General features: G+C 65.4%; 27 protein-coding genes. 9 read left to right on the top strand and 18 right to left on the bottom strand.

Features of this window, described 5'->3' with window-relative positions:
• The first annotated feature begins 414 nt into the window (after positions 1 to 414).
• The gene (locus tag DL238_RS14320; protein WP_115493124.1) at positions 415 to 912 is read left to right on the top strand and encodes a hypothetical protein; all 498 of its coding nucleotides are present in this window, start codon (positions 415 to 417) and stop codon (positions 910 to 912) included.
• 203 nt (positions 913 to 1115) lie between these two features.
• On the opposite strand, the gene DL238_RS14315 is transcribed toward DL238_RS14320, so the two are convergent.
• From DL238_RS14315 to DL238_RS14250, 13 genes are all read right to left on the bottom strand, one after another.
• Positions 1116 to 1709, bottom strand: coding sequence for a septal ring lytic transglycosylase RlpA family protein (locus DL238_RS14315; protein WP_115493123.1), 594 nt, complete (start codon positions 1707 to 1709; stop codon positions 1116 to 1118).
• Positions 1710 to 1833: 124 nt separating this feature from the next.
• Positions 1834 to 3072 (bottom strand): argininosuccinate synthase, encoded by a 1239-nt coding sequence (locus tag DL238_RS14310; RefSeq protein WP_115493122.1) that lies wholly within the window; start codon positions 3070 to 3072, stop codon positions 1834 to 1836.
• Positions 3073 to 3135: 63 nt separating this feature from the next.
• Positions 3136 to 3399: a DksA/TraR family C4-type zinc finger protein gene (locus DL238_RS14305; RefSeq protein ID WP_115493121.1), complete on the bottom strand. Its 264-nt coding sequence runs from the start codon at positions 3397 to 3399 to the stop codon at positions 3136 to 3138.
• An 81-nt stretch (positions 3400 to 3480) separates the two neighbouring features.
• The gene (locus tag DL238_RS14300; RefSeq protein ID WP_115493120.1) at positions 3481 to 4794 is read right to left on the bottom strand and encodes an SAM-dependent methyltransferase; all 1314 of its coding nucleotides are present in this window, start codon (positions 4792 to 4794) and stop codon (positions 3481 to 3483) included.
• A 403-nt stretch (positions 4795 to 5197) separates the two neighbouring features.
• On the bottom strand, positions 5198 to 5950 hold the full coding sequence (locus DL238_RS14290) for a molybdopterin-binding protein (RefSeq protein ID WP_115493119.1): 753 nt from the start codon (positions 5948 to 5950) through the stop codon (positions 5198 to 5200).
• The gene (locus tag DL238_RS14285; protein WP_115493118.1) at positions 5947 to 6681 is read right to left on the bottom strand and encodes a cytochrome b/b6 domain-containing protein; all 735 of its coding nucleotides are present in this window, start codon (positions 6679 to 6681) and stop codon (positions 5947 to 5949) included. The genes DL238_RS14290 and DL238_RS14285 overlap by 4 nt, the downstream gene beginning before the upstream one ends.
• On the bottom strand, positions 6678 to 7448 hold the full coding sequence (locus DL238_RS14280; protein ID WP_115493117.1) for an SDR family oxidoreductase: 771 nt from the start codon (positions 7446 to 7448) through the stop codon (positions 6678 to 6680). Before DL238_RS14280 ends, DL238_RS14285 begins: the two co-directional genes overlap by 4 nt.
• 37 nt (positions 7449 to 7485) lie before the next feature.
• Positions 7486 to 8106, bottom strand: coding sequence for a class I SAM-dependent methyltransferase (locus DL238_RS14275; RefSeq protein ID WP_115493116.1), 621 nt, complete (start codon positions 8104 to 8106; stop codon positions 7486 to 7488).
• Positions 8103 to 9083: an acyl-CoA thioester hydrolase/BAAT C-terminal domain-containing protein gene (locus DL238_RS14270; protein ID WP_115493115.1), complete on the bottom strand. Its 981-nt coding sequence runs from the start codon at positions 9081 to 9083 to the stop codon at positions 8103 to 8105. The genes DL238_RS14275 and DL238_RS14270 overlap by 4 nt, the downstream gene beginning before the upstream one ends.
• Before the next feature lie 101 nt (positions 9084 to 9184).
• Positions 9185 to 9832 (bottom strand): MOSC domain-containing protein, encoded by a 648-nt coding sequence (locus tag DL238_RS14265; protein WP_115493114.1) that lies wholly within the window; start codon positions 9830 to 9832, stop codon positions 9185 to 9187.
• The gene (gene rlmN / locus DL238_RS14260) at positions 9829 to 11082 is read right to left on the bottom strand and encodes a 23S rRNA (adenine(2503)-C(2))-methyltransferase RlmN (RefSeq protein ID WP_115493113.1); all 1254 of its coding nucleotides are present in this window, start codon (positions 11080 to 11082) and stop codon (positions 9829 to 9831) included. Before rlmN ends, DL238_RS14265 begins: the two co-directional genes overlap by 4 nt.
• A 145-nt stretch (positions 11083 to 11227) precedes the next feature.
• Complete coding sequence (locus DL238_RS14255; protein WP_115493112.1) at positions 11228 to 11545, bottom strand: PRC-barrel domain-containing protein; 318 nt, start codon at positions 11543 to 11545, stop codon at positions 11228 to 11230.
• Between the two features lie 26 nt (positions 11546 to 11571).
• The gene (locus DL238_RS14250) at positions 11572 to 12078 is read right to left on the bottom strand and encodes a hypothetical protein (protein ID WP_115493111.1); all 507 of its coding nucleotides are present in this window, start codon (positions 12076 to 12078) and stop codon (positions 11572 to 11574) included.
• Between the two features lie 305 nt (positions 12079 to 12383).
• On the opposite strand from DL238_RS14250, the gene DL238_RS14245 reads away from it, so the two are divergent.
• Positions 12384 to 13055 carry an outer membrane protein gene (locus DL238_RS14245; RefSeq protein WP_115493110.1) on the top strand — a complete coding sequence of 224 codons (672 nt, stop codon included), beginning with the start codon at positions 12384 to 12386 and terminating at the stop codon, positions 13053 to 13055.
• A gap of 88 nt (positions 13056 to 13143) precedes the next feature.
• On the opposite strand, the gene DL238_RS14240 is transcribed toward DL238_RS14245, so the two are convergent.
• The 3 genes from DL238_RS14240 to DL238_RS14230 are packed head-to-tail and all read right to left on the bottom strand — an operon-like array spanning position 13144 to position 16102.
• A complete protein-coding gene (locus DL238_RS14240; RefSeq protein ID WP_115493109.1) occupies positions 13144 to 13635 on the bottom strand; it encodes an invasion associated locus B family protein in 492 nt (163 codons plus the stop codon).
• Positions 13632 to 14129 carry a transcription elongation factor GreB gene (greB, locus tag DL238_RS14235; RefSeq protein WP_115493108.1) on the bottom strand — a complete coding sequence of 166 codons (498 nt, stop codon included), beginning with the start codon at positions 14127 to 14129 and terminating at the stop codon, positions 13632 to 13634. The genes DL238_RS14240 and greB overlap by 4 nt, the downstream gene beginning before the upstream one ends.
• Before the next feature lie 20 nt (positions 14130 to 14149).
• On the bottom strand, positions 14150 to 16102 hold the full coding sequence (locus tag DL238_RS14230; RefSeq protein ID WP_115493107.1) for a lytic transglycosylase domain-containing protein: 1953 nt from the start codon (positions 16100 to 16102) through the stop codon (positions 14150 to 14152).
• A gap of 115 nt (positions 16103 to 16217) precedes the next feature.
• Between DL238_RS14230 and dapA the strand changes: the two genes are divergently transcribed.
• Positions 16218 to 17099, top strand: a complete 882-nt coding sequence (dapA, locus tag DL238_RS14225; RefSeq protein ID WP_115493106.1) for a 4-hydroxy-tetrahydrodipicolinate synthase — start codon at positions 16218 to 16220, stop codon at positions 17097 to 17099.
• 25 nt (positions 17100 to 17124) lie between these two features.
• On the top strand, positions 17125 to 17487 hold the full coding sequence (locus DL238_RS15945; RefSeq protein WP_147291025.1) for a hypothetical protein: 363 nt from the start codon (positions 17125 to 17127) through the stop codon (positions 17485 to 17487).
• 19 nt (positions 17488 to 17506) lie between these two features.
• Here the strand turns inward: DL238_RS15945 and DL238_RS14220 are convergent, their stop codons facing one another.
• The gene (locus tag DL238_RS14220; protein WP_115493105.1) at positions 17507 to 18571 is read right to left on the bottom strand and encodes a succinylglutamate desuccinylase/aspartoacylase family protein; all 1065 of its coding nucleotides are present in this window, start codon (positions 18569 to 18571) and stop codon (positions 17507 to 17509) included.
• 60 nt (positions 18572 to 18631) lie between these two features.
• Complete coding sequence (locus DL238_RS14215) at positions 18632 to 20530, bottom strand: alpha/beta hydrolase family protein (RefSeq protein WP_115493390.1); 1899 nt, start codon at positions 20528 to 20530, stop codon at positions 18632 to 18634.
• A 163-nt stretch (positions 20531 to 20693) separates the two neighbouring features.
• Here DL238_RS14215 and smpB point away from each other — a divergent pair, with 163 nt between their 5' ends.
• The 5 genes from smpB to DL238_RS14190 all read left to right on the top strand — a co-directional run bounded on the left by smpB (position 20694) and on the right by DL238_RS14190 (position 25821).
• Positions 20694 to 21176, top strand: a complete 483-nt coding sequence (smpB, locus tag DL238_RS14210; RefSeq protein WP_115493104.1) for an SsrA-binding protein SmpB — start codon at positions 20694 to 20696, stop codon at positions 21174 to 21176.
• Between the two features lie 178 nt (positions 21177 to 21354).
• Positions 21355 to 21963 carry a DUF2062 domain-containing protein gene (locus tag DL238_RS14205; RefSeq protein WP_234031122.1) on the top strand — a complete coding sequence of 203 codons (609 nt, stop codon included), beginning with the start codon at positions 21355 to 21357 and terminating at the stop codon, positions 21961 to 21963.
• Positions 21960 to 24419 (top strand): hybrid sensor histidine kinase/response regulator, encoded by a 2460-nt coding sequence (locus DL238_RS14200; protein WP_115493103.1) that lies wholly within the window; start codon positions 21960 to 21962, stop codon positions 24417 to 24419. The genes DL238_RS14205 and DL238_RS14200 overlap by 4 nt, the downstream gene beginning before the upstream one ends.
• Before the next feature lie 126 nt (positions 24420 to 24545).
• Entirely contained in the window at positions 24546 to 25139 is a 594-nt protein-coding gene (locus DL238_RS14195; RefSeq protein ID WP_181883964.1) for a phage tail protein, read from the top strand.
• 79 nt (positions 25140 to 25218) lie between these two features.
• Positions 25219 to 25821 carry a phage tail protein gene (locus DL238_RS14190; protein WP_115493101.1) on the top strand — a complete coding sequence of 201 codons (603 nt, stop codon included), beginning with the start codon at positions 25219 to 25221 and terminating at the stop codon, positions 25819 to 25821.
• Positions 25822 to 25842: the final 21 nt, after the last annotated feature.

Raw genomic sequence — 25842 nt, 5'->3', positions numbered from 1 at the left:
CTCCGCGTCGGCCCGGACTTGCCTGCCCCCGCGCAGGCGGGGGCAGGCAAGTCCGGGCCAGTGCTTTCTTCTTTGCTTGGCGGGCGGCTCGGCGGCGCGCCTGCGCTCGTTCTGCTGGGCGCGTGAAGAAGAAGCACCGACCCCGGATCCCCCGCCTGCGCGGGGGCAGGCAAGTCCGGGGTGACGAGAAGGGAGTGGGGCGTGGTCGAGGGGCAAGTCCGGGCCGACGACTTTGGGGTGACGATAGGGTTACGGGCCGACGATTGGGATAGGGGCGAGGGAGGACTGCCCTGCCGCTCGATCCCCGCACCCCCGCACAAAACCTGTCCTACACGCGGGTTCGCCGATAGATGGTCCGGTCCGTCTCAACCCCGCGCGCGCCGTCTGGCTCGCGCCAGCTTGCGGACCTATGCCATGCCCAACCTCGCCGACACCGCCGATACGCCCGAAACCCGCCTCGCGCTCGCGCCGCAGGACGATGCGGCGCTCCCCGCGATCCCAGAGCAGTTCAGCCGCGCGCAGCAGTGCGACTTCCTCGATGCGCTGGCGGGGTGCGGGAATGTGCGGGCGGCGTGCGGGGATGCGGGCGTCTCGCGCTCGACCGCCTATCGCATGCGGCGTGCCTGCGCGCGCTTCGCGGCGCTGTGGGACGCCGCGCTGGTGGTCGCGCGGCCGCAGGTCGAGGCGGTGCTGGCGGACCGCGCGCTCAACGGGGTGGAGGAGACGATCTTCTACCACGGCGAGGCGGTGGCGACGCGCCGCCGCTACGACGCGCGGCTGCTGCTCGCGCATCTCGGGCGGCTCGACCGGCTGGCGCGCGATGAGTGTGCGGGCGATGCGGCGGCCGAGTTCGACCTCGCGCTCGACGAACTGCGCGACGAGCCAGAGCTAAGGTGCGAATATATCGGATAGGCGGTTTTTTGGCCCTGGACACTGTGTCAGGTGTGTCAGGCAAAGCGATCCGCGCCGTGGCGTCCGGCGAAAATGCACCGCGTTTTCAGGAGGATGGCGATGCGCGCCGGTCCGTTTTCCCGGCGCCGATCGGGGTTGCGGATCATGCAACCGTAGGATGGTGAGGGGGGCGACGCGCCATCCGGCGCCCGAGGGATATGCGCCTAATTGACCAGCGCGAGCTCCACCGTGCCGTGGCCGCGCTGGATCAGGCCGAGTTCGGTCGCGGCGCGGCGCGACAGGTCGATCTCGCGACCATGCGCATAGGGCCCGCGGTCGTTGATGCGGACGACCACGCTCTTGCCCGTGTTCGGATTGGTCACGCGCACCTTCGTGCCGAAGGGCAGCGTCTTGTGCGCGGCGGTCAGCGCGTTCATGTCGAACCGCTCGCCACTCGCGGTGCGGCGGCCGTTGAACTTGGCGCCGTAATAGGACGCGACGCCGCTGCGCCAGACTTCGGGCTCGACCTCGACCGGGGGATCGAAGCTTTCGAGGTCGACCGTGCGGCCGCTCACATCGGGTGCGGGCGGATCGATGTCGAACCGGGCGAAGCTGCTTTCGAAGGCGGCGTCTTCGGATACGACGGGCACGATCTCGTCGGTCAGCGGTTCCAAATGCGAAGGGGCCGCGATCTGCGCGACGAGCGGCTGCTGGCCCGGCGCGTCCTGCGCCACCGCGCCTGCCAGCGGCAGTGCGAAGAGGCTGAGTGCAAGCGTCGGCAACGCCGCGCGGCGAAGGATGTTTTTGTTCCCGTCCATGACGAGGCAAATTAGTGCCTAATGCTGGAAGAGGAACCACGGCGGAAGCAGCTCGCCGCGCTTCCGCCACATTTGGCCCGACTACTTCGGACCTTTCGTCAAACTTGTCGGTTATTACGCGGATTCAGCCCTTCGAGGCGCGCTGGTCGCGTTTTGCGAGCAATTTCAAGCGCAACGCGTTGAGCGAAATGAACCCGGCGGCATCGCGTTGGTCATATGCGCCCGCATCGTCCTCGAAAGTGACGTGCGCTTCCGAATAAAGGCTGTGCGGGCTGCGCCGCCCGACGACGAAGGCATTGCCCTTGTAGAGCTTGAGTCGCACCTCGCCCGAAACACGCTCCTGGCTGTGGTCGATCGCCGCCTGCAGCATCTCACGCTCGGGGCTGAACCAGAAGCCGTTGTAGATGAGCTCTGCATACTTCGGCATCAGCTCGTCCTTGAGGTGCGCCGCCCCCCGATCGAGCGTGATCTGCTCGATCCCGCGATGCGCGCGGGCGTAGATCTCGCCACCGGGCGTCTCGTACATGCCGCGCGACTTCATGCCGACAAAGCGGTTCTCGACCAGATCGAGCCGCCCGATGCCGTGCTTGCGGCCCAGATCGTTGAGCGCGGCGAGCAGCGTGGCGGGGCTCATCGCTTCGCCATTCAGGGCGACACCGTCGCCCTTCTCGAACGCCAGCGTGATGTATTCCGGGGTGTCCGGCGCGTCCTCTGGATGGTCGGTGCGCGAGTAGACGTAGTCGGGCGTCTCTTCCCACGGGTCTTCGAGCACCTTGCCCTCGGACGAGGTGTGGAGGAGGTTCGCATCGGTCGAGAACGGGCTTTCGCCGCGCTTGTCCTTGGGCACCTCGATCTGGTGCTCCTCCGCCCACGCGATCAGCGCGGTGCGGCTGGTCAGGTCCCATTCGCGCCACGGGGCGATCACGGTGACGTCGGGGTCGAGCGCGTAGGCGCTCAGTTCGAAGCGGACCTGGTCGTTGCCCTTGCCGGTCGCGCCGTGCGCGATCGCGCCCGCACCGGTCTCGCGCGCGATCTCGACGAGGCGTTTGGAAATGAGCGGACGCGCGATGGACGTGCCCAGCAGGTAGTCGCCCTCGTAACGCGCATTGGCGCGCATCATCGGGAAGACGAAGTCGCGCACGAACTCCTCGCGCAGATCCTCGATAAAGATGTGCTTGTCGGGAATGCCCATCGCCTGCGCCTTGCGGCGCGCAGGTTCCAGCTCTTCACCCTGGCCGAGATCGGCGGTGAAGGTGACGACCTCCAGCCCGCGCTCGACTTCGAGCCACTTGGCGATGACGGAGGTATCGAGGCCGCCCGAATAGGCGAGGACGACGCGGTTGTTATGGGGTTCGCTGCTCATGACGCGCGGCTAGCAGCGGTTTGCGGGCCGCGCAACGCGGATTGCCGCAGGAAGAAGGCGGGCTCAGCGCAGCTGGCTGTCCTTGCTGCCGCGCCGGTTGATCCCGCTGCTGCGAACGGCGGCGTCTCGGCCGGACTGGCATTGCATACAGCGCTTCACGCCCGGCAGGGCGACACGCCGCTTCTCGGGGATTTCCTCGCCGCATTCGACGCACCATTCCTCGCTTTCGCCGCTCGGCATGCGCGATCGCGCCGCGCTCACTGCGTCCGAAACCGTGTCGTCGATCTGATCCTGTACCGCGCCATCGCGCGCCCATCCGCCAGCCATTGGCCTTTCCCTTCGAGTTCCTTCACCCAATCTGGGGTCCCAACGGGCCAATATCAATCGTTTGAGCGACGCGCGCGCGCGTCAGCCTCTGGTCAGCAGGTTCGCCTCTGCCTCCGCCATGTAGTCGCGCGTGTAGGGCAGGGCATGGCGGTGGCGCGCGTACTGGATCTGGTAGTTGCACATGGCACCGCTTTCGAATGCCGCCGCTGCCCCGGCGAGGTAGAAAGTCCACATGCGGTAGAAGCGTTCGTCGTACATCCGCACGATCGCATCGCGGTTGGCTTCGCAATTGGCGTACCAGGCACGCAGGGTATGCGCGTAGTGCAGCCGCCATGTCTCGACATCGGTGGCGATCAGGCGGCACTTCTCGCTCGCGGCGACGGTTTCGCTCAGCGCGGGGATGTATCCGCCGGGGAAGATGTATTTGCGGGTGAAGGCATCGGTCGATCCCGGCGGTCCCATGCGCCCGATCGTATGGACCAGCATCACGCCGTCGACCTTGAGCATCTTGCCCGTGCAGCGGAAGAAGCTGTCGAACTGCGCCTGTCCGACATGCTCGAACATCCCGACCGAGACGATGCGGTCGTACTTCGCGCCGGCATTCGCATGGTCGCGGTAATCGACCAGTTCGATGCTGACCTTGTCCGCAAGGCCGGCCTCGGCCACGCGTTCCCGTGCCAGCGCCGCCTGTTCTTCGGACAAGGTAATGCCGGTGACGTGGACGTCCGCGCGCGATGCGAGGAACATGGCCATCCCGCCCCAGCCGCACCCGATATCGAGCACCCGCTGCCCGGGCTCCAGCGCGAGCTTGGCGGCGATATGCGCCAGCTTCGCCTCCTGCGCCTGCGCCAGGCTCAGGGCCTTGCCGCCGCGATCCTCGGGCCAGTAGCCGCAGCTGTACTGCATGTGCTCGGCATCGAGCATCAGGCGGTAGAGATCGTTGCCGATGTCGTAGTGGTGCGAGACATTGGCGCGCGACCGGACGGCGTTGTTCACCTGCTCGCCATGGAAGGCGATCCGGTTGACGATTTTCTTGAGCACGTGCGGACGGGTGTAGCTGGCCCCCGCTTCCCACGGCGCGTTGCGCGCGAAAAGCGCGATCATCTGCATGATGTCGCCGCGTTCGATGATCAGCCGGTCATCCATGAAGGCCTCGGCCGCGCCCAGCGCGGGGTCTATCAGCATCTCTCGCGGCACCCGTCCGTCGGTAAAGCGGATCGCGATCCCCGCACCGTCCGCCTCCCGCTGGCCGAAATGCTCGCGCGTCCCGTCGGCGAACCGGACTTCGAGACTGCCCGAGGTGATCTGGCCGGACAGATAGCGGCTGAGCAGGACGCTCGCCGGGCTGCGGGTTCCGCCATTATCGATGAGGTCGGTATGGTTCCTGTTCGACATCGGAGCTCACTTTGTTTGCGGCGTATTCGCCTTCAATCAACGGTCAGTCGGATTTTCTGGTCAGCATGCGTTCCAGCCGAGAGGGCCTGGCCGTCTTCGGCGGCATGGCACCCGATATCTCGCAAAGCATATTGCCCAGCTGCACGCCTGGTTCCGGTTCAGGACCATTCGCGAGACCAGCACGTCGTCGTCGCTCTGCGGCAGATCGCCGACCGTTTCGAGCCGAAGGACCATGTTCGATCCGAAGTCCTGTGCGTTCCACCCAACCAGAACCCGCACCTGATCGTCGTTCCAGCTGTCGGCCATCGACTACCTTCTCATCGTCCCTTCCGGCGTGCCGGTTGCTCTATCGCGCGGGCAATGCCCGGACGCAATGCCCGGTCGCCAAGCCCGGACAAGGCACTCACATTCCAGCGTACCATTGATAGCCACCATGGTCCTCCCAGTAGCCACCCCGGCCGAGGCCGATATCGTCGAGACTGGCGACCGCCTCTACCCCGGTGAGGTATTTCGCATGCTTGTAGCCCAGCTGGCGTTCGACCCGCGCGCGAAGCGGCGCACCGTTGCGGATCGGCAGTGGCTGGCCGTTGAGGCGGTGCGCGATGATCGTCTGCGGATGCAAGGCATCGATCATGTCCACGCTCTCGTAATAGCGGCCCTGCGTGTAGTCGTCGGCGCAGCGAAAGACGATGTAGTTCGCGCCGTCGCGAACCCGCGCCAGATCGAGGAAGGTCGAAAGTTGCGGCCCCGTCCACTGGCCGATCGCGCTCCACCCCTCCACGCAGTCATGGCGCGTGATCTGCGTGCGCTGGGGCAGCCGCATGATCTGGTCCATCGAGAACGACAGTTCCCGTTCGACGAGGCCGGTCACGGTGAAGCGCCAGTCAACGAAATTGCTGGCGGCGTGTTCGGGATAGCCGTCGTTCTGCGGGTCGGTGGAGCCGTTGCCGCGGAAGAAGGGCGAGATATGCTCGGGCGCGAATTCGGGGGCCAGGGCATTGCGCGCGGTGAGCGCGCGTTGCAGGCCCTGGTGCCAGTTTTCGACGCCCTCGAAGACTCGGCGCCCGCTTTCGCTCTGCTGCACCTTCGAACATGCGCCGAGCATTAGCGCGCCCGAGCCGAGCAGGACGGTGCGGCGTTTCATCAGGATGCTCATGCGGCGTCTCTCGTCCTGTCTGCGTCCTTCGCGAAAGGCGGGTTGGTCGGTTGGTGATCGCCGCCCAGCGTCATCGATCGCAAATGGCCGATCGGCCCGGTCAGCAGAACCAGCGCGACATGGACGATGAAGAAGCCGATCAGCCCCCATGCGAAGAGAAAATGGATCGAGCGCGCACTCTGCCGCCCGCCGAGGATATCGACCAGCCACCATAGGGTCGGCTCCATTCCCGGACTGATCGCGAGGCCGGTCAGGATCATGCCCGGCAGCAATACGCCAAGCACGCCGCCGTAGGCGAGCTTCTGCAGGAAATTGTACTTGGCACCCTCGTGGCTGAAATCGAAGCGCAGGTGCTGGACGATGTCCGCTTTGATGGCGGGCCAGCGCCATTCGCGCCTGCCGGTCTTGAGGTCGCGCCGGAAATGGCCGTTCCACAGCATCGCGACCCATATGAAAAGGAGGCCGAAGGCGAAGGGAAAGGCCATGAGAAGATGCCAGTCGCGCGCCTTGGCGAGGCTGTAGAATCCGGGGATCGTCATCCAGCCGGGAAAGCGCGGCACCGCCAGCCATGCCTGTTCGGGCGCGAAGCCCCAGTGGCCCCAGTAGAGGTAGGGGTGCGCGTTGGAGATGTTGAGGCCGCTCATGAACAGAAAGACGATCGCCACCAGGTTGATCCAGTGCCAGATCCGGGTCGAGACGAAGTGCCGGGTCCCCTTGTGCGAACCGCTCATCGCGCGCCCTCCCGTTCGAGATAGATGACATCGCGCGGCTGGCTCAGCAGGTGCTGGCCATTGTCCACGAACAGCGTCTCGCCGCTGGCGAGGTCCCCGCCCGCGAGGAACACCGCCGCCTCCGCCACGTCATGCGGCATGGTCCTGCGGCGGCGCAGGTTGAGTAGGTGGGATCGCTCCGCCTCCTCCTCGCTCTGGTCGTGGCTGGCGAGGATGGCGCCGGGCGCGAGGCCGTAGACGCGATCCTCCAGCCGGGCGGCGCCCCCGTTGTCACGCGTCTGCGCGAGCATCCGGATCGTCGAATCGAGCGCGTGCTTGCTCATGGTGTAGCTGAAGAAATCGGGGTTGGGGTTGGCGAGCTTCTGGTCGGTCACCTGGATCACGCGACGGCCCGCGCGCGCCTTCGCATGGGCGAGATAGCTCTGGGCGAGCAGGGCAGGGGCGCGGGCGTTGACACTCATGGCCTTGTCGTACGTCGCCGGATCGAGGGCGGTTACATCGTCCGGTTTGAAAACCGACGCCGAGTTGACGAGGCAACGCCAGTCGTCGAGCCGCGCGGCAATGCTGCGCGCCAGCCGGTCGGGCGCATCGCCTTGCGAGAAATCCGCCTGCACGGTCTCGGCCGAGGGAAGCTCGGCCGCGAGCTTCGCCGCCGCTTCCTGCGACGAGCGATAATGGATGACGACGTGCCAGCCCGCAGCGGCGAATGCCCGCGAGAACGCCGCGCCGACGCGCTGGGCGCCTCCGGTTACGAGTACGGCACGCATTTTCACGGGCCCGATAAGACCACACTGGCGCGCTGGATTAAAGGTGAATTCCGGAACGCGTGCGCAAAGTGAGCGCCAGCCAGTCACGCTGGACGCCGTCCGAGCCATTGCCGCGATAGCGTTCGGTCTCGACGACCGCGAAGCCGGCTTGCACATAGGCCGCCTCAAGCCCCGCCTCGTCGGGCAGGTTGGTCCACCGGCCCAGAGGATCGCGGCCTTCGTCGGGATGATCGGCATCGCCCAGCTTGAAGTTGGCGAAATGCCAGCCGCCGGGTTTGAGCGCCGTATGGATCCGCCCGAAAATACCGGGCAGGTCCGCGCGCGGCGCGTGCAGGAGCGAGGCATGGGCCCACACCGCGTCGTACCGCGCCGAGGCGTCTAGCTCTTCGAACAGCATGACGCGCGCGTCGATTCCGAAGCGTTCGTTTGCCTTGCGGGTCATGGCGCGGGTGCCGTCGGTCGCATCGACCCGGAACCCGCGCTTCGCCATATGCGCGGCGTCCGCTCCGCACCCGCAGCCCAGTTCCAGCAGCCACGCGCCCGGCTCGAGCCTGTCGAGGAACGGGTCGAGGTGCCGGTGCCAGTCCTGCGCGGTGCTGGCGGTGTAGTGCGGAGCGGCCTGCTCGTAGTAAGCAATCGTCGCGCGATCGGTGCTCATTCGCCCTTCAGATGCTCGGCTAGGAAGGCGAGGGTCGCGGGCCAGATTTCCTGTTGCGCGGCGAGCGTCGCCTCGTCGTAGCGAAACGTGCCCTCGTTACGCTGGACGCCAGTGCCCGACAGTGCATGGCCGGCTTCGGGATAGATCATCGCGACCGTCTCGAGCCCGCCTGCTTCGGCGCGCCGTTCGGCGATGTTCTGCGCCATTGCGCCCGAGGCCCAGGTATTGTCGGCATCGCCGCCCGCGACCAGCACGGGCTCGTCGATCTCCTCCACCCGGATGCGCGCGGCGGGTACGCGATCGGGATTGGCGCGGCGTCCGGCATCCTGCGGGGTACGCAGACGCACGACTGCGCCGGGGATCGCATACTTCGCGAATTCCTCTTCCATGCCGAGATAGGGCACGAAGGGCAGCGGTTCGCCGTTCCATGAGAAGCTGCTGACCTCGCCCGGCGCGGCGCGAGGGCCCCAGCCTTCCCAGATCACGTCGCTCGGCACGATGGCGACGACCGCGGCGAAGCCGTCGATCCGGCTGGCACCGGCGAGGACGAATTCGGCTCCCTTGGAGACGCCGTAGAGCCCGATCGCGTCGGCCCTCACATCCTTGCGCGCACGAAGCCAGTCGCGCGCGATGGCGAGCTTTTCGAGCGGGATCGAATCGAATGCTTCGGGCAGGTCGGGCAGCCGCCGTTCGGGCGGGAGGTAGCCCGGGGAGTAGTAGGGCAGGCCGAGCACGGCATAGCCCTCATCGATGAAGCGCGGGGCCGAGCCGCGCGAACCCATGTCGCCGCCTTCGCTTCCGCCCAGGACGATCACGACGGGGAAGGGACCCTCACCCTCGGGCGTCGCGAAAAAGGCATAGGGCAGTTGCTCGCCGACCATGATCTCGGTCGGGGCGACCGGCGGGCCGGGATCGGCCGCGGCGCTGGTCGAGAGCCCTAGGCCGAACGCGGCGAAAATCGTCAGAAATGTGCGCAAGCAAAACCTCCCTTGGTGTGTTATCGGGGTGTTACACCTCTGCGCGCTCGTTTCAAGCGGTGGCTGGCTGGCGGTCAGGGATGACCGTCCGACCGCCACGATCAGGTGGCCGGATGCTTGCGGCGAATGTCGTGGACCAGCCGATCCGATACGCGAGGGAGGCTGGCCAGTTCTTCCAGCTCGCCGCGATCCGGCTTGCCGCCCCTATAGACTAGGCAGAAGGCGCGCCGCACCGTCCAGTCGGCTGCCCCTTGCTCTATCGGGTCCAGCGTGTCTCCCGCTTGGGCCAAGCCGGGCTCGATCACGCGAAAGAACATGCCGCAGCGCCCGCTCTCGACGATCGCCTTGACGATGCCCTTGCGGCCCAGATGGCGTTCGATCGTGGCGCAGGGCTGGCGCGGCTGGGAAACCTCGATGATCGCGGTGCCAAGGCGGAACCGGTCGCCGATGCAGACTGCGGTTTCGTCGACCCCGTGCACGAACAGGTTCTCGCCCATGCCGCCCGGCCCGGCCAGCGCGGGGCGATCACCGAACAGATCGCGCAGCCATGCGTAGTGGTCTGCCGGGTAGAGATGCACGGCCATGGCCGGGAAGCCGTGATGCCTGCGGTCGACCTGCTCGTCGCCCGCCACACCGCGCGGCCCGATGTCCACCGGGCCGTCGATTGGCGATTTGGAGATGGCGCTGCGTTTGTCGCCGGGAAGCAGGGCTGCGCGTCCGGCGCAGATTGCTTCGACCGTCAGGCTCACGCGGGGCTTTTTTCCTCGGCAGCTTCCGCGGCTTCGCGATCCCGCTGGGCGCGGCTCTTCTTCTCCGCAGCGGTCTTCAGCTGGCCGCAGGCCGCGCCGATATCGCGCCCGCGCGGGGTGCGGACCGGCGCGCTGATTCCGCCTTCGAAGACGATGTCCGAGAAAGCGCGGATACGTTCCGGCGTGGAGGTTTCGTAGTCGCTGCCGGGCCACGGGTTGAACGGGATCAGGTTCACCTTGGCGGGCAGGTCGTACTGGCGCAGCAGGCGTACGAGCTCGCGCGCATCCTCGTCGCTGTCGTTCTTGTCCTTGAGCATGATGTACTCGAAGGTGATCCGGCGCGCATTGCTCGCACCCGGATAGTCGGCGCAGGCCTGCAGCAGATCCTCGATGCCGTACTTCTTGTTGAGCGGCACGATCTCGTCGCGGATGTCCTTGCGCACGGCATGGAGCGAGACCGCCAGATTGACGCCGATCTCCTCGCCGCAGCGCTCCATCATCGGGACGACGCCGCTGGTCGACAGCGTGATGCGGCGCTTGGACAGCGCAAGTCCGTCGCCGTCCATGACGAGCTTCATCGCGTCGCGGACATTGTCGAAATTGTAGAGGGGCTCGCCCATGCCCATCAGCACGATGTTAGTCAGCAGGCGCCCGTCAGAGGTATATTCCGAACTGTCCTCGACGTCCTCCAGTCCGGCCATCGATCCCTTGGGCCATTCGCCCAGGCTGTCGCGCGCGAGCATGACCTGGCCGACGATCTCGCCCGGCGTCAGGTTGCGCACGAGCCGCATCGTGCCGGTGTGGCAAAAGCGGCAGTTGAGCGTGCAGCCGACCTGGCTGGAGATGCACAGCGTCCCGCGATCGGCATCGGGGATGAAGACCATCTCGAAATCATTGCCGTCGCTGGTCCGCAGCACCCATTTGCGCGTGCCGTCGGTCGAGTGGTGCGCTTCGACCACTTCGGGCCGCCCGATCACGAAGCGTTCGGTCAGCCACGGGCGCATCGTCTTGGCGATGTCGGTCATCGCGTCGAATTCGGTTACGCCGCGATGATAGAGCCAGTGGAACACCTGTTTGGAGCGCAGCTTGGCCGCCTTCGCGTCCAGCCCCGCCGCTTCGAAAAGCTCGGCGATGCGCGCCTTCGGCAGCCCAATCAGGTCCACGCGTCCGTCCGCCCGCGGCGTGATATCGCGCGGGGTCGGCACCGGGTCGATCGGTCCGGGCGTGGTCATGAGGTCTGTGTCGGCCATGGGAAGGGGCGTATATAGAGCGTTTGGGACAGATTCCAACTCGCTCGATTGGCTTCCGGCAGGCAATCCGCCAAGCCTCAAAAAACTGCGGCGGCCCTTCCTTCAACCGGAAAGGCCGCCGCATTCAGCATCAGGATTTGGCCGATCAGCCTCTGCGGCGAACGGCGACCCTCCCGCGCGACAAGTTGCGTTTGGGGGTCGGCGCGAGTTCGAAGCCGTCGGCGTCGACAGGATCGATCAGCGCATTGCCGTCTTTCACCTCGATTTCCGAGACCGGGACGATGCGATTGTCTTCGAGGACGAGGCCGGCGACATGATCATGATCGGGATCGACGAGCATGCGCTTGATCGTTCCCAGATGCAGCCCGTCATGGGTCATGAGCGAGTGGCCGCGCAGGTCCTGGTCTTCGTGGACCAGCTGGTAATCGTCCAGCTCGCGAAGATTTTCGTATTTGGATGACATTTGCGTTCTCCGTTGTGTGAGCTGGCTCAGGCTTCGTCTTCGATGGTGATGTTGGATTCGTCGATCACGAGGACGGCGTCCTGATCGGCGATAACATCCATCGTATCCTGATCGAGCCCGTCGCCTTCGATCTCATCGGCGGCAATGGTCGAACCCTCGCGGATGGTTCCGCCATCGAGGCGCAGGGTCGCACCGGTATTGATGTCGATCGTGCGATCGATGGGATCGTCGATCACCAGGGCGAACATGCGCGCGCCATCGTTCTCGATCCAGAAACCGCGATCGGTCAGCGGTCCGCCGACGGTCACCGTGCCCTCGAAACCTTCCTCGCCGTAGAAAGCTTCCGGATTGGCGAGGATCGCGCCGATCGTCATGGCCCCGGCAGCCGCCGTGGTGTCGGCGATCTCAGGATCGGTTCCCTGTTCGACCGCGACGGGCTCGCCAGCCGCCTGTTCGCCGTCGTCGTCCGCCAGCAGCCACCACAGCACCAGCGCTGCCAGCAGCGCCAGCAGCACGATCCATAGCCATTTCATATTGGATTTCTTTTCTACGGGTATCTCAGCCACGAACATCCTCCTGTTTTTACGTGATGTCCTACGAGCGGACGGCAGGGGTGCCTGCGGCCCCAAACTCACTAAGGTTGGTATTGGTGCCGTTTGGATATGCCGCTGGTCGTTCCGGAAATCCGTCTTGCGCCCGGGGCAACTCGGCGCAAGAATGTTACCGTAATGCCACACATCCTTGTTGTGTCACATTCATGAAACTTCGTCGCCCGTCGGCCATTCTTCCGCTGTGTGCCGCATCGCAGACGGCACCCATGAAGAAGGAAGTATCTGAAATGAAAACTGCATTTGCAATTCTCGCCACCGCTTCGATGGCCGCGCTCGCTACGCCTGCCGCTGCGCAGGTGGATACGGACTCGCCGTTCTCCGGTTTCCGCGTGCAGGCCACCGGCGGCTACGACCAGCTCCGCGCCGGCAGCAGCATCGACGACGATGTCAACGAAGACAACAACGACCAGTCGGCCGAAGGCTTCCTGTATGGCGGCGCGATCGGTTACGACGTCGATCTCGGCAGTGTCGTGATCGGTCCCGAAGCAGAGCTGACCGGCTCGACCGCGGACACCGATTTCGAAAATGGCGATTTCGAAGGCTTCGGCTTCGGCAACGTGTCGGCGGGCCGTGACCTGTACCTCGGCGCGCGCGTCGGCGTGAAGGCCAACGAGAACATGATGTTCTACGCCAAGGGCGGTTACACCAACGCCAAGCTGGACCTGCGCACGAATGACGGCACGACCGAACTCGAAACCGACTACGACCTCGACGGCTATCGCGTCGGTGGCGGTCTCGAATATGCCTTCGGGAACAATCTGTTCACGAACATCGAGTATCGCTATTCCAACTACTCGAGGGCGGAAGGCGATTTCGCGGACGACGTGGCCGACAGCGAACGCTTCGATGTCGACACCGATCGCCACCAGGTGACCGTGGGTGTCGGCGCACGCTTCTAAGCGACGCCAGACCGACTAAAAAAGGAGGGCGTGGCCTTGGCGGGCCGCGCCCTTTTATTGTTCGGAGCTGCGATTGGCGGAGGTCGGCTCAGTCGCGCGCGCAGGCGATGGTCGCCGCGTCGATCGCGGTGGCGACGCCCGCGAGGCTGTAGCGATCGGTGAAGCGGTTGCCGCCCCGGTCGGTAGCACTCACGCTCATCCGGCTGCCTGCGCGCATCGCGGCGACGATGGCCGCATCCATCCGCCGGTCGAGCGCCCAGGCATCGGCTTCGCCAGCCGTCAGATCGTAGCTGTCGCCGCCCACGCGCAAGGTCACCGCGCCATTGGGAGCAAGCCGGCGCGACAGGCGCACGTGAACCTGGTTGCGGATCTTGCGGTTGGGCCACGTGCCGATGGTCGCATAGGGCTCGAAATCGCGCGCGCCGTTGCTGCGCTCGCCCTTGGCGATGGCATAGCATCGCGGCAGGCGCGGATCGCGGAAGGCGCCCCAATCGTCGAACACGCCCAATGAAGAGCGCGCCAGTGCGGGCGCGGTCGAGGCCATCGCGAGCGTCGCGAGCATCAGCGCAGCGCGCTTCATGCTGCCCGGCTCGTCTTTTCGGGATAGGAAATGCCCAGCACCTCCCATTCGCGCAGGCCCGTGGGGCCTTTCACCATTCGCGTATCGCCGACTTCGGCACCACGCAGCGCGCGGGCCATGGGCGAACCCCAGCCGATCCGGCCCTCGCTTGCCTCGGCCTCGTCGTTGCCCACCAGCGTCAGCGTCTTTTCGCGGTCATCCTCGTCGACGAGCGTCACGGTCGCGCCGAAGAACACCCGCTCCCGGTTGGGCTGGTCGGCGGGGTCGATCACCCGCGCGGATTTCATCCGGCGCGCGAGATGCGCCAGTTCTCGGTCGATCTCGCGCATTTTCTTGCGGCCATAGAGGTAGTCGCCGTTTTCGGAGCGGTCGCCATTGCCTGCCGCCCAGCTGACGATCTCGACGATCTCGGGCCGGGCGGTGCCGAGCAGGTGGTCGTAACGCGCCTTCATCGCGGCGTAGCCCGCGGGCGTGATGGGGTTGTCGCCTTTCATGCCGACCCGGTTAGCGCGGATCAGCGCAGGAAGTCACCCACCATCCGGGGCCGCCCCGTCATCGCACGGTTCGGATTGAGCTGCTCGTAGACGGCCGCATTCTCGATCACGCGCTGGACGTAGTTCTTGGTCTCGTAGATCGGAATCCGTTCGATCCAGGTCACGTAGTCGATCCCGCCGGTTCGCGGGTCGCCATTGGCGCGCAGCCAGCGGTTCACGTTCCCCGGGCCCGCATTATAGGCCGCGATCGCCAGCGGATAGGCGCCGCCGTAATAGTCGAGCATGCGCGCGAAATAGGCGTCGCCCAGCCGCATGTTGTAGGATGTGTCGGCGATCAGGTTGTCGCGGTTATAGCCAAGGCCGAGCTGTCCGGCCTGCTCGCGCGCGGTCGCGGGCATCAGCTGCATCAGCCCGCGCGCGCCCGCATGACTGATCGCATTGGCCGCGAACTGGCTTTCCTGCCGCGCGATCGCGTGCACCATCGTCCAGTTGGCCCCGCCCGGCGGCGTCACCGTGGGGAAGCCCTGGCTCACGAAGCCGCGGTGGCCGTCGGCGGCTGCCGCTTCGGCGACATTGACCGCCAGATCGCGCCGCCCGGTCTCGCGTGCGAGTTCGGCGACCAGTGCGTGTTCCTCGGGCGTCTCGGCCCGGTCGGAAATCGCCTGATAGAACTGGATGCCGACCTGCCAGGGTGCACCGCGTGCGACTTCGCGCACCGCATTGGTCAGGGCCGCATTCTCGAACTCGGTACGCTGTTGCGTGCTCGGCAGGGCGACGTTGTTGCCGCCCAGCGCCGGAACCTCGCGGCCCAGCTTCGCGAGCGAGAGCTGGCCGTAGAAGCGGTCGGCATAGCGCGCGGCCATTTCGTAATAGCGGTTCGCTTCGCTGCGGTCGCCCGCGCGTTCGGACGCGAGGCCCGCCCAGTATAAGCCCTTGGAGCGGGTCTGCGGCGTCTGCGCCGCCGCGCCATAGCGATAGAACAGCGGCGCCGCGCGACCCGGCTGGCCGAGGTTCCAGTAGGCGTTCGTGCCGCCCAGCCACATCAGCGAGGTGTAATCGTCGCGCAGGCGATAGGCACCCTTGCTGACATCGGTGCCGGGAGCGAACAGATCGTCGACCTTGGCCGCGATGCTCGCCGATGGGTCGGAGCCTGCGCCGCGCGCGATCCGGAGCGCTTCGCCGATGAACGCTTCCGGATCATGCGCCGGGGAGTCGAAGGATGGCCGGTTCGCCAGCAGCGCGATCGCCTGCGGCAGCTGGCCGTTCTGGCGGTAATATTTGGCGAGGTTGTAGACATAGCCCGCATCGCGGGTTGCATCGGCGGGGATGGGCACTTCCGCGCTCGACGGATCGTAGCCCTGGATCATCGCAAGGCGCAGGCTGAACCGGTCGCGCGCGGCAGGCGACACGCGGCGGATCTGGCGCTGCGCGGCCTCGGTCGCGCCCTGCCACAGCAGCGCGTTCATCCGCGCATCGTCATCCTCGGGCGTGAACTGGTTGCCGAACAGCGAGAGGAGGTAGGGTTCGCTCGTCGCGCTCATTTCGCCGTTGCGCCATGCCTCGCGCGCCATTGCAGCGGCTTCGGGGCGCGAGACGGAGGACAGCGCCAGCGCGTAGCGCGCCTTGCCCGCATTAGTGACCGGTGGCAGCGCATCGAAGTATGCGACGAGGCTTTCGGGCGATGCCGTGCTCTCATCCAGCGCATCCTCGGCGCGGGTGCGCAGGCGGTCGGCCTGCGGGAAATCGGGATAGGCGAGCAGGAAGCCTGCATATTCGGTGAAGGGCAGGTCGTCCTGCCCGATCAGATATTCCCACCGGTTGACCGCCTGCGTCATCTGCGTGGGCGCGCTGGCGATCAGCTCCGCCCGGGCGCGGTCCCAGCTCGCCGCGTCCTGCGCGAAGGCGGGGGGCGTGATGGAGGTGGTGGAAACGAGGGCGAGGGCCAGAAAGGGAAGTCGGGTCATACTGGACATTGTGGCCACAGGCTCCTTATCAGGCTCTGAACGAATGGGCGGGGTGCTTGGAAATCGGGGCGGAAACTCCCCCGTTTGCCGCCCCGTACATAATATCAATGCAGGAGCGCTTCAAATGTTCTCAGGCTCTATCCCGGCGCTGGTGACCCCGTTTCGGGACGGCAAGCTGGACGAGGCGGCCTTTCGCACGCTGGTCGACTGGCAGATCGAGCAGGGCAGCGCCGCGCTGGTGCCCTGCGGAACGACGGGCGAAGCCTCGACGCTCTCCAATGCCGAGCATCACCGGGTGATCGAGATGTGCGTGGAACAGGCGGCGGGCCGCGTGCCGATCATCGCGGGCTGCGGCAGCAACGACACCAACAACGCGCTGCTGCATCTCAAGTTCGCCAAGAAGGCGGGGGTGACCGCAGGTCTGTGCGTCGCGCCCTATTACAACAAGCCGAGCCAGGCGGGGCTGATCGCGCATTTCAGCCATCTGGCCGAGCATGGCGAGCTGCCGATCGTGCTCTACAACGTGCCGGGCCGCACGGTGACCGACATCCTGCCCGAAACGGTCTGCGAGCTGGCGGAGAAATTCCCCGACGTGATCATCGCCATCAAGGATGCGAGCGAAGATCTGTCGCGCGTTTCGGACCATCGCATGGGCATCAGCCGCGATTTCTGCCAGCTTTCGGGCAATGACGAACTCGCGCTGCCGTTCAATGCGGCGGGGGGATCGGGCTGCATTTCGGTGACCGCCAATGTTGCCCCCGCGCTGTGCGCCGAATTCCAGAAGGCCTGCGCTGACAATGATCTGGTCCGCGCGCGCGAACTTAACGACCGGCTTTATCCGCTGCACTATGCGATGTTCGAGGATTCGAGCCCCGCGCCGGTGAAATACGCGCTATCGCGGACGCAGAGCTGGATGACCGACGAGGTCCGCCTGCCGCTGACCGAATGCTCCGAACCCGCCCGCCGCGCGGTCGACAAGGCGCTGGAGCATGCGGGGCTGGTGTGAACTCTAGGAGGGGTTTGGGGCAAAGGTGATTAACGAACTCATCATCGCTATAACTGCCGCCGCAGTTCCAGGAATCGGTTGGCTAGCCTACAATCATCCCAGTGAGTTTCGCCGCATTAGGATGCCTGTTGCGATCCTATTTTTTGCCCTCTGTGCAATATTGATAGGCTGGACGTTCGGAGTGGAAATTTCGTCTATAAACGCTCGCGCCGCCTTGAGGACTGAAGGGGTGGAAAACTGGACCGAAGCGAGCAGAGTGGTCGAGAAATCGGCTGGAAGACTTGCCCCGTGGGGGCCATGGGTCATGCTCTTTCCAGCCGCAGGGGTTTTAATTGGTCTTTTCCTGCACTGGATATCGGGGATCAAAGAGAGGGATCGAGAAAACTAAAGTCTAGCGTTCGCTTTCTTTAAATCACCTCGTCCTCGTCCAGCAGCGTCGTCGGCGGGTGAGGCGGCTGGCTGACCGCAATCGCGTCGACGATACTGCGCGCCCCTTTGCCGGCATTCTCCCGCGTTTCGACCTCCGCGATGTGGAACATCGCATCGCCCTGGTTCACGATGGGCAAGGTCGCATGGCCGATCACCACGCCCTCGACCGGGCTCACCATCTCCATCCCGTCCTCGCCGAACAGGCCTCCGACCACCGCCAGCAGGCCGCCCTGCTTCACGATGTCACCCGACTTTCGCACGCGGCGCGAGACGCCGCCCCTCGGCGCGCGAACCCAGGTCGAGCGGTTGGCGCGGACCGGCACCTCCACTTCTTCCGCCCTGCCGTACCGCTCGATCATCCCGATATGCGTCAGGACTCGCAGCACGCCCGCCACGCCGACCTTGATCGAATAGCGGTCGAACCGCAGCGCCTCGCCTGCTTCCAGCAGCAGCATCGGCACATCTCGATCGGCCGCGAGCGCGCGCATCGATCCGGGGCGCAGCGGGCTTTCGATGATGATCGGCGGGGCGAAGGCCATCGCCAGTCCGGTGAGGTGCGGGCTGTCCGACGCAATCCGGATCTGCGGCAGGTTGTAGCGGTGGACGGCGGCCGTGTGCAGGTCGATGCCGAGCGAACAGCGGTCGATCACATGCTCGAGGAAGGTATGCGCCAGCTGCGCGGCGAGGCTGCCGTGTTCGTAACCGGGAAAGCTCCGGTTGAGATCGCGCCGGTCGGGCAGGTAGCGGCTGTGCGAGGCGAAGCCGTAGATATTCACCGCAGGGGCAAGGATCAGCGTGCCCGCCATCTCGCTGGGCATCAGGTGGTCGAGCAGCCGCTGGATGATCGCCGTGCCCACGATCTCGTCGCCATGGATCGCCGCGCTCACGAACACCGCCGGCCCGGGCTTCGCGCCGTGGAGCACCTTGAGCGCCAGCGACGCGTCGAGGCCGGTGACCTGCTGGCTGACGGGGATCTTGAGGATCGCGGACGTGCCGGGCGCGATGCGCCGGTCATGGATCACGAAAGGTTCGGTGTCGCTCACCTGCCTACCTATCGACCTGCATCGGCAGCGCGACAAGCGCGCGGCGTCGCTGCCGATGCATTAGTCCGCAGGATTGTGCTTCTGGACGAAGCCGACCGCTGCCTCGAGCATCTGGAGCCGGGTGGTCGAGAGCGACAGCCAGTGATCCTCGCCATCCAGCGCGACCAGCTCGTATGGCTTGCCCGCGTCCTTCAGCGCATCGGCCATCTTGTGCGAATGCAGAAAGGGGACGACGGTGTCTTCACGCCCGTGAATAAGCATGATCGGCGCGTCCGCGCGGTCTGCGAAACGGCGGGGCGATACCGAATCCCAGCCATCGCGAGGGCCCAGCTGGGTCAGCAGCGAAGCCCTGGTGATCTTCCGTCCGTCCGCGGCGCGATCCTCCTCGTTGTACATCGCCTTGATATCGCTGACCGGTGCAACCGCCACCGCGCAGCGATACAGGCCCTGCTGGAGCGTCACCCCGGCAAGTGCGGCATACCCGCCGTAGCTCGCACCAACGATGCACGCGCGGTTCGGGTCTACGATACCGCTTTCCGCCAGTGCCCTGAGCCCGTCCGAAATGTCGGTCTGCATCTTCCGGCCCCACTCGCCGTACCCGGCGATCTTGAAAGTCTGATCGCGATTGGTGGAGCCGCGGAAATTGGGCTGGAACACGGCAAAGCCGCGCGAAGCGAAGGCCTGCGCCCACCAGTCGAACTGCTCGCGATCCGCGGAATGTGGCCCGCCATGCGGGAGCATGACCAGCGGCAGGGCCTTTGCCTCACGCTCCGGCGGCAAAGTCAGGATGCCATCCATCTCCAGCCCGTCGGCGGCGGTGTATTGGAAAGTCGAGATAGGGCCGACCATGTCGGGTTCGATAGCCAGACGTTCCCATGCGAAGACTTGCCCGCGCATCGTGGTGAGATCGACGACGTAATAGGAACCGCTGTCGGCGTTGCCGCTGCTCCGGACGAGCACCTTATCCAGCTCCGGGGTCCAGTCGACCATCTGCATGTCCAGCTTGGCGAAGGCGCGGCGGATCTTGCGCGCTGCATCCTGCTGTTCTTTGTCGGCGAAGACCGGGCCCTCTTTTGCATCGAGATAGCCGATCAACCGACCGCTCAACTCGTCGAAATAGAGACGGTCGACATCGGCCTCGGCAAGGAAAGGCAGGGCGGTGCCCCCGGCCAGCGGCACCTCGAACCAGTCCGTACCGCCTTCCTCGTCACGCTGGTAATAGATCACCGAGGTCCCGTCGTGCCCGAGGCCGATCAGTCCGGCGCGACCGGCCTCGTCGCGGCCTTCGGCAATGCGTTTGTTGTCCGCATTGCGAATTTCCCAGCGGCCATTGTCGCTATCGATATCAAAAGTTGTCGCCACCTTGCCGTCGCGATCGACCAGCCAGTCGCGCGATGTGTCTTCGCCCGGGGCGTTGGCGACCCGGGTCGATTTGGTCGCGTCGATGTCGAAGGCGTAGAGGAACGGCCTGCCATGATCGAAGACATAGCCTGGCCCGGTACTGTCGCGCTTCAACTCGAGCGCTCCGAAATAGGCGACCCAATGTCCACCCACCCGCCGTACTCCGTGACTGCCGAAAACCGCGTCCAGCAGTCGCCGGTCGTCCGAGAACACCGTCTCGACCCCGCCATCGGAGCCGACCGTGATAATTCGCGCGCTCGCGATTTCGAGCTTGTCGACCGTGAAGCCGTACACATCCTGCGTCTGGCTGAGCACCAGCAGCAGGCGATCGTCGCCGATCCAGTCGAAATAGCGGATCTTCGCATCGCCCACACCGGTCCGATCGATGACGTTCCGGTCCGGGCCGAGGAATACCAACTGACGCTGGCCATCGATCGTCGCCAAGAAGACGATATTGGCTCCGCTGGGAGAAATTGCGGCATCCTCGACATCGGGCAGCGCGCCATAGGCGGAGAGGGGAGCGGGTTCGCGGGCCTGCAGCGCCCCGGTGGCGAACATGATGAACAGTGCCGCACACAGCGACCCGATTTGCGCGACACGCGGCATATAAACCCCCGGAAACCAACCCCTGCTTCCTAACCTGCCAGAAAACGCAGTGAAGACAATTGATTCGCGCCGCCCCTTTCCCTTTGGCCCGCGGCAGCCTACATCGCGCCCCCTTATGCCTCGTCCCAAACCCGCCACCTTCGACAAGCGCAAGGTCGTCGCCGAAAACCGGCGCGCGCGTTTCGATTACGAGGTGGAGGAGAAATTCGAAGCCGGCATCGCGCTGCAGGGCACCGAGGTCAAATCGCTCCGCTCGGGCGAGGCGGCGATCGCCGAATCCTACGCCGAGGTGCGCGATGGCGAGGCATGGCTGATCAATGCCAACATTCCCGAATACACGCACGGCAACCGTCTGAACCACGAGCCCAAGCGGCCACGCAAGCTGCTGCTTCATGAACGCGAGATTCAGAAGCTCTTGGGTGCCGTTGAGCGCAAGGGAATGACGCTTGTTCCCCTTTGTGTGTATTTCAACGGACAGGGTCGGGCGAAGGTCGAACTGGCGCTGGCAAAGGGGCGCCAGACCAAGGACAAGCGCGATTATCTCAAGGATCGCGACTGGCAGCGCGACAAGGCGCGGATTCTTCGCGAGCGCGGCTAGGTCCACAGGCGATGGCCGGGTAGCGCGAATTTTAAGGCGGATCGCATCGATCAATGTGGGCGATTAAGGAAGCGGCCATTCTATATTGCCTAGGTGGAACACTCCTGCGGGAGAGGGCCAGATTCGACGCACACTCCTTGCCCCGCGGGCTGCCCGACACCATCATCGAACGAGCACCATGAGCCAGCCGACAGACAGCCTCACCAAGCCGACCTCGCGTTCGGCGTTTCGGGGCTACCTGCGTCGGTACACCGACCGCGAATGGCTGGCCGAACACCGTTTTCTCAAGCCGATGGCACACCGGTTCCTGAGCCCCGAGCTGTGGCGTTTCACGCGTCGCAACGTCCCGCGCGGGGTTGCACTGGGGCTCTTTGCGGGCTTCGTGATCCCGATCGGCCAGATCTTCCTGGCGCTGGTCCTCGCCTTCACCGTTCGCGCCAACGTGCCGATCGCCAGCGGCGTGACGCTGGTCACCAACCCGCTGACCTTCCCGTTCTGGGTCTGGGCCGCCAACCGGGTGGGCCACAAGGTGCTGACTTTCGCGCCGGAGACCAGCGCCGTGATGCTGGAGGATCACAGCATCATGTCGCTTGCCGGCCTTTTCGATGCCGCAGGCGCGACCGTGCTCGGCTTCCTGCTGTTCGCCACGCTGTTTCCGCCCCTCGGCTATATCGTCACGAAGGGTTTCTGGCGTCTGGCGATGGGGCGCCGGCGCAAGAACCGTCTCATCCGTGCCGCACGCAGGCGAGCGGACATCGAGGCTTCGCGCGACGGTGCCGAGGCGTGAGGCAATTCGACGAAGCGGTACCCAGCGGCACGCCCATTGGATGGCTGGTGCTGCTGGTGGCGCTGATCGTCAGTATCGGCGCAGTCTGGCTGCTGAGCGAGCTCCCCATCCTGACTGCGGCCTATGCCGGCGGCCTTGCAACACTGATGGCGCTTCTGCTGCTCCTGCGCGACAAGGCAAGCGGTGGGCAGGCCGATGCACTGGCACCACCCGACTGGAGCGTGACTCTCGCCGCCATCGACCAGCCGGGCGCGCTGGTCGCGATCACCGACCGCGCCAACCGGCTGGTGTGCGCAAGTGGCGCTTTTTCCGCGCGCTTCGGGACCGAGAAAGCTCCGCCGAACCTTGCTCTGAGTGAGGACGAGGCCTCCGAAGCGCTGCTAAGGGCGGCGCGCGAGGCCTGGCGCGACGGGCGATCGCATGCCTCGCACCTGTCGCTGGACAAGGACGACGTGCGCTGGGAGGTCGAGGCGCAGCGAGCCGGGCGGGGCGAGGACCACCTCGTCTGGCGCTTTCGCCGCGAGTCGAGCGAGGACCTGGCCTCGGACGTCGGCCAGCTGCTCGCCGGGCCGCTTGGCCGCATGCTCGATCGCGCAGGCGTGGTCGCCGCGCTGACCTCGCCCGAGGGCACCGTGCGCGCCGCATCGCCGACCTTTGCTGAGCGTGCCACGGGCGACAGTTCCGCCACTCTTGCGGGCCGCGAATTCGCCGATTTCCTCCGGCTGGACGAGCGAGAGCGGATTTTCTTCGCGCGCTCGGGCCGCGAGGGCGAGCCCTTCCAGCTGATCCATGTCTCGCTGAACGATCTCGACGACGACTGGGCGGCCGGGCCCGAGGACGCGCCCTCGCTGATGCTTCTGATAGAGGCGCACGCCGCGCTGGCCGATAATGCCGCGATCGATACGATTCCCAAGCTGGAGGCCCTGATTGGCGCCTTGCCGCTGGGTCTTGCAATGACCGATCGCGATGGGCGCTTCCTCTTCGCCAACCCGTCTTTCCTGCGCGCCATCGGTCGCACCGACAGCGGCCTGCCGACCTTCCCCTCAGACCTCGTCGTGCGCGAGGACAAGAGCGCGATTTCCGATGCCGTCCGCCGTTTCGGCAAGGGCGGAGCGGCGAGCGGCGACGTCGCCGTGCGGCTGGCGTCCTCTCCCGAAGAGCCGGTATCGCTCGGCCTCGCCAGCGTGCGCGGCCTTGGCGAACCTGCGGTGCTGCTCACCCTGGCGGACTCGAGGGAGGAAACCGAGCTCAAGCGCCAGATCGCGCAGGCCACGAAGATGCAGGCGATCGGACAACTCGCGGGCGGCGTCGCGCATGATTTCAACAATGTGCTCACCGCGATCATCGGCTATTGCGATCTCATGCTGCTGCGGCACATGCCTGGCGACAGCGATTACGACGACATCCAGCAGATTCGCGCAAATTCGAACCGCGCCGCCAGTCTGACCCGCCAATTGCTCGCTTTCAGCCGCCAGCAGACGCTGCGGCCCGAAGTGGTGCAGCTGCCCGACGTGGTCTCCGAAGTCAGCCAGTTGCTGAAGCGCCTGCTGGGCGAGAAGATCGAATTCCACGTGCGCCACGATCGCGATCTCGGTCCTGTAAGGGCAGACCCCGGGCAGCTCGAACAGGTCATCGTCAACCTGGCGGTCAACGCGCGCGATGCCATTGCCTCCCAGGGGGGGAGCATGGGCGAGGGTACGGGGACGCTGGTGATGTCGACCCGCAAGGTCTCGCTCAAAGAGACCCGCAACCACGTCGCCGACATGCCGCCCGGCGATTATACCGCACTGATCGTGCGCGATACCGGTGGCGGAATCCCCCCCGCCGTCATGAGCAAGATTTTCGATCCCTTCTTCACCACCAAGGAACAGGGGAAGGGCACCGGTCTGGGCCTCTCGACCGTGTACGGAATCATCCGCCAGTCGGGCGGGTATATCTATGTCGAAAATGTCGAGGGCGGCGACGGTCTCGGTCCGGGGGCGCGTTTCGCGATCTACCTGCCGGTCCACCACGGCGCTTCGGTCGGCGATGGCAGGCGGGACGACGGAGATCAGGCCGAACCTGCGCTCGAATGGTCGAACGGTGGGCGAATTCTGCTGGTCGAGGACGAGGACATGGTCCGCGCCGTCGCCGAACGGGCGCTGGTGCGCGCCGGCTTCACCGTCACCGCCCGGCCCGACGGCGAGGACGGGCTTGCCGAGATCGCCAATGGTGCCGCGTTCGATCTGATCGTGTCCGACGTCGTCATGCCGGGGATGGACGGCCCGGCGATGGCGCGGGCGATCCGCAAGATCCGCCCGGAGATCCCGATCCTGTTCATGTCGGGCTATGCCGAAGAAACGCTCCGCAACGAGATCAGCATCGAAAACATGCACTTCATCGCGAAGCCCTTCAGCGTCGAACAGATTTCGCGCAAGGTCGGTCTCGTCTTGCAGGGCAATAGTACAAATTCGTAAAGACCGAAGTTCCTCTTCCTTTTCCCGTATGCATGGGTAATATCGCGCCCGCAGCGGTCGTCGGCTTGTCCGATGTGCCGCGGCGAGGGGTCGCGCAATTCCCGAATAAGGGGGGGAGGATCGCGCATGAAAAAGACACTACCAGTCGTGGTGTCGTCGCTTGCCATGGCGGCAGCGATGGCACCGGCGCCGGCATTTGCCGGACCAGAGGAATATCTCGGCCAGGTCCAGATGGTGGGCTTCGACTTCTGCCCAAGGTGGACCATGTCCGCCGAGGGGCAGATCCTGCCGATCTCGGGCAATGAGGCACTTTTCTCGCTCTACGGCACCAATTTCGGCGGCAACGGGACCAGCACCTTCGCCCTTCCGGATCTGCGCGGGCGCATCCCCATCGGCCTGATGAATGGTAACCCTGAGCCGGGCGCGATGGGCGGTGCGGAGACTGTAGGGCTGACCCTCAACAACCTTCCCCCGCACAACCACGACCCCCGCATGGCGGTCGCCGCGGTCCCGGCAGACAATCCGAATCCGATCAACAACAGCTTGGCCGAAGCGGCCTACAACGGATATGCGGCGCAGGCCCCCGGCATGGACCGGATGCATCAGGGTACGATCGTCTCGCAGACCGTTGGCCAGGGGATCCCGTTTTCGAACATGCAGCCATTCCTCGCCGTGCGGTTCTGCGTAACGACCGCGGGCGTGTTCCCATCGCGCAACTGAGCAAATCGGTGCCGACGGCGCTTATCGTCATTCCGGCACCGCGCATTCTGCCTGTTTCCAGATTCGAAAGGTGCAAACCATGACCTACAAGTTTTCGCTTGCTGCCAGCTCGCTCGTGATTGCGGCCGCCACGCTTCCGGCGCCGGTCGCCGCACAGGAGCTCTATATCGGCGAGATCATCCAGACCGGCTACAACTTCTGCCCCCGCAACACCATGGAGGCGGCGGGACAGCTCTTGTCGATTTCCCAGAACTCCGCGCTCTTCGCGCTTTACGGCACGACCTACGGCGGTAATGGGAGCACCACCTTCGGTTTGCCCGATCTGCGGGGGCGGGCCCCGATCGGTCAAGGTAATGGCTCCGGCCTGACGCCGCGCCCGATAGGGCAGATGGCCGGCACGGAAACAACTACGCTGACGACCTCCAATCTTCCGCCGCATAATCATACCCCGCAGGTCGCGATCGCGAGGGTGTCGGCCGATCAGCCCAATCCGATCAACAATTCCTTCGCGCGCGCCGCCCAGAATGCCTATACCGAACAGGCGCCTGGAACCGACCTGATGCATCAGGGCACGATCGTGTCCTCGAACGTGGGCCAGGGGGTACCCGTCAACAACATGCAGCCTTTCCAGGTAATGCGCTATTGCGTCGCTTTGTACGGCATCTTCCCCTCGCGTAACTGATCCGCGACGCCCAATTTCGAA

It is taken from the genome of Alteriqipengyuania lutimaris (genome assembly GCF_003363135.1).
GTDB classification, from domain to species: Bacteria; Pseudomonadota; Alphaproteobacteria; order Sphingomonadales; family Sphingomonadaceae; genus Alteriqipengyuania; species Alteriqipengyuania lutimaris.
The sequence above is the reverse complement of the archived record's forward strand: the minus strand, read 5'-3'. Positions and strand labels throughout refer to the sequence as shown.

What these genes read in the sequence shown, in the direction of transcription:
- DL238_RS14215 (WP_115493390.1), bottom strand. Translation starts at nt 20,530, where the DNA reads ATGTTCGCCACCGGGGCGCTGCAGGCCCGCGAACCCGCTCCCCTCTCC.
- DL238_RS14300 (WP_115493120.1), bottom strand. Translation starts at nt 4,794, where the DNA reads ATGTCGAACAGGAACCATACCGACCTCATCGATAATGGCGGAACCCGC.
- DL238_RS14250 (WP_115493111.1), bottom strand. Translation starts at nt 12,078, where the DNA reads ATGAAATGGCTATGGATCGTGCTGCTGGCGCTGCTGGCAGCGCTGGTG.
- rlmN (WP_115493113.1), bottom strand. Translation starts at nt 11,082, where the DNA reads ATGGCCGACACAGACCTCATGACCACGCCCGGACCGATCGACCCGGTG.
- DL238_RS14320 (WP_115493124.1), top strand. Translation starts at nt 415, where the DNA reads ATGCCCAACCTCGCCGACACCGCCGATACGCCCGAAACCCGCCTCGCG.
- DL238_RS14285 (WP_115493118.1), bottom strand. Translation starts at nt 6,681, where the DNA reads ATGAGCGGTTCGCACAAGGGGACCCGGCACTTCGTCTCGACCCGGATC.
- DL238_RS14190 (WP_115493101.1), top strand. Translation starts at nt 25,219, where the DNA reads ATGACCTACAAGTTTTCGCTTGCTGCCAGCTCGCTCGTGATTGCGGCC.
- smpB (WP_115493104.1), top strand. Translation starts at nt 20,694, where the DNA reads ATGCCTCGTCCCAAACCCGCCACCTTCGACAAGCGCAAGGTCGTCGCC.
- DL238_RS14280 (WP_115493117.1), bottom strand. Translation starts at nt 7,448, where the DNA reads ATGCGTGCCGTACTCGTAACCGGAGGCGCCCAGCGCGTCGGCGCGGCG.
- DL238_RS14315 (WP_115493123.1), bottom strand. Translation starts at nt 1,709, where the DNA reads ATGGACGGGAACAAAAACATCCTTCGCCGCGCGGCGTTGCCGACGCTT.
- DL238_RS14310 (WP_115493122.1), bottom strand. Translation starts at nt 3,072, where the DNA reads ATGAGCAGCGAACCCCATAACAACCGCGTCGTCCTCGCCTATTCGGGC.
- DL238_RS14290 (WP_115493119.1), bottom strand. Translation starts at nt 5,950, where the DNA reads ATGAGCATCCTGATGAAACGCCGCACCGTCCTGCTCGGCTCGGGCGCG.
- DL238_RS14195 (WP_181883964.1), top strand. Translation starts at nt 24,546, where the DNA reads ATGAAAAAGACACTACCAGTCGTGGTGTCGTCGCTTGCCATGGCGGCA.
- DL238_RS14240 (WP_115493109.1), bottom strand. Translation starts at nt 13,635, where the DNA reads ATGAAGCGCGCTGCGCTGATGCTCGCGACGCTCGCGATGGCCTCGACC.
- DL238_RS14305 (WP_115493121.1), bottom strand. Translation starts at nt 3,399, where the DNA reads ATGGCTGGCGGATGGGCGCGCGATGGCGCGGTACAGGATCAGATCGAC.
- DL238_RS14255 (WP_115493112.1), bottom strand. Translation starts at nt 11,545, where the DNA reads ATGTCATCCAAATACGAAAATCTTCGCGAGCTGGACGATTACCAGCTG.
- greB (WP_115493108.1), bottom strand. Translation starts at nt 14,129, where the DNA reads ATGAAAGGCGACAACCCCATCACGCCCGCGGGCTACGCCGCGATGAAG.
- DL238_RS14230 (WP_115493107.1), bottom strand. Translation starts at nt 16,102, where the DNA reads ATGTCCAGTATGACCCGACTTCCCTTTCTGGCCCTCGCCCTCGTTTCC.
- DL238_RS14245 (WP_115493110.1), top strand. Translation starts at nt 12,384, where the DNA reads ATGAAAACTGCATTTGCAATTCTCGCCACCGCTTCGATGGCCGCGCTC.
- dapA (WP_115493106.1), top strand. Translation starts at nt 16,218, where the DNA reads ATGTTCTCAGGCTCTATCCCGGCGCTGGTGACCCCGTTTCGGGACGGC.
- DL238_RS14205 (WP_234031122.1), top strand. Translation starts at nt 21,355, where the DNA reads ATGAGCCAGCCGACAGACAGCCTCACCAAGCCGACCTCGCGTTCGGCG.
- DL238_RS14275 (WP_115493116.1), bottom strand. Translation starts at nt 8,106, where the DNA reads ATGAGCACCGATCGCGCGACGATTGCTTACTACGAGCAGGCCGCTCCG.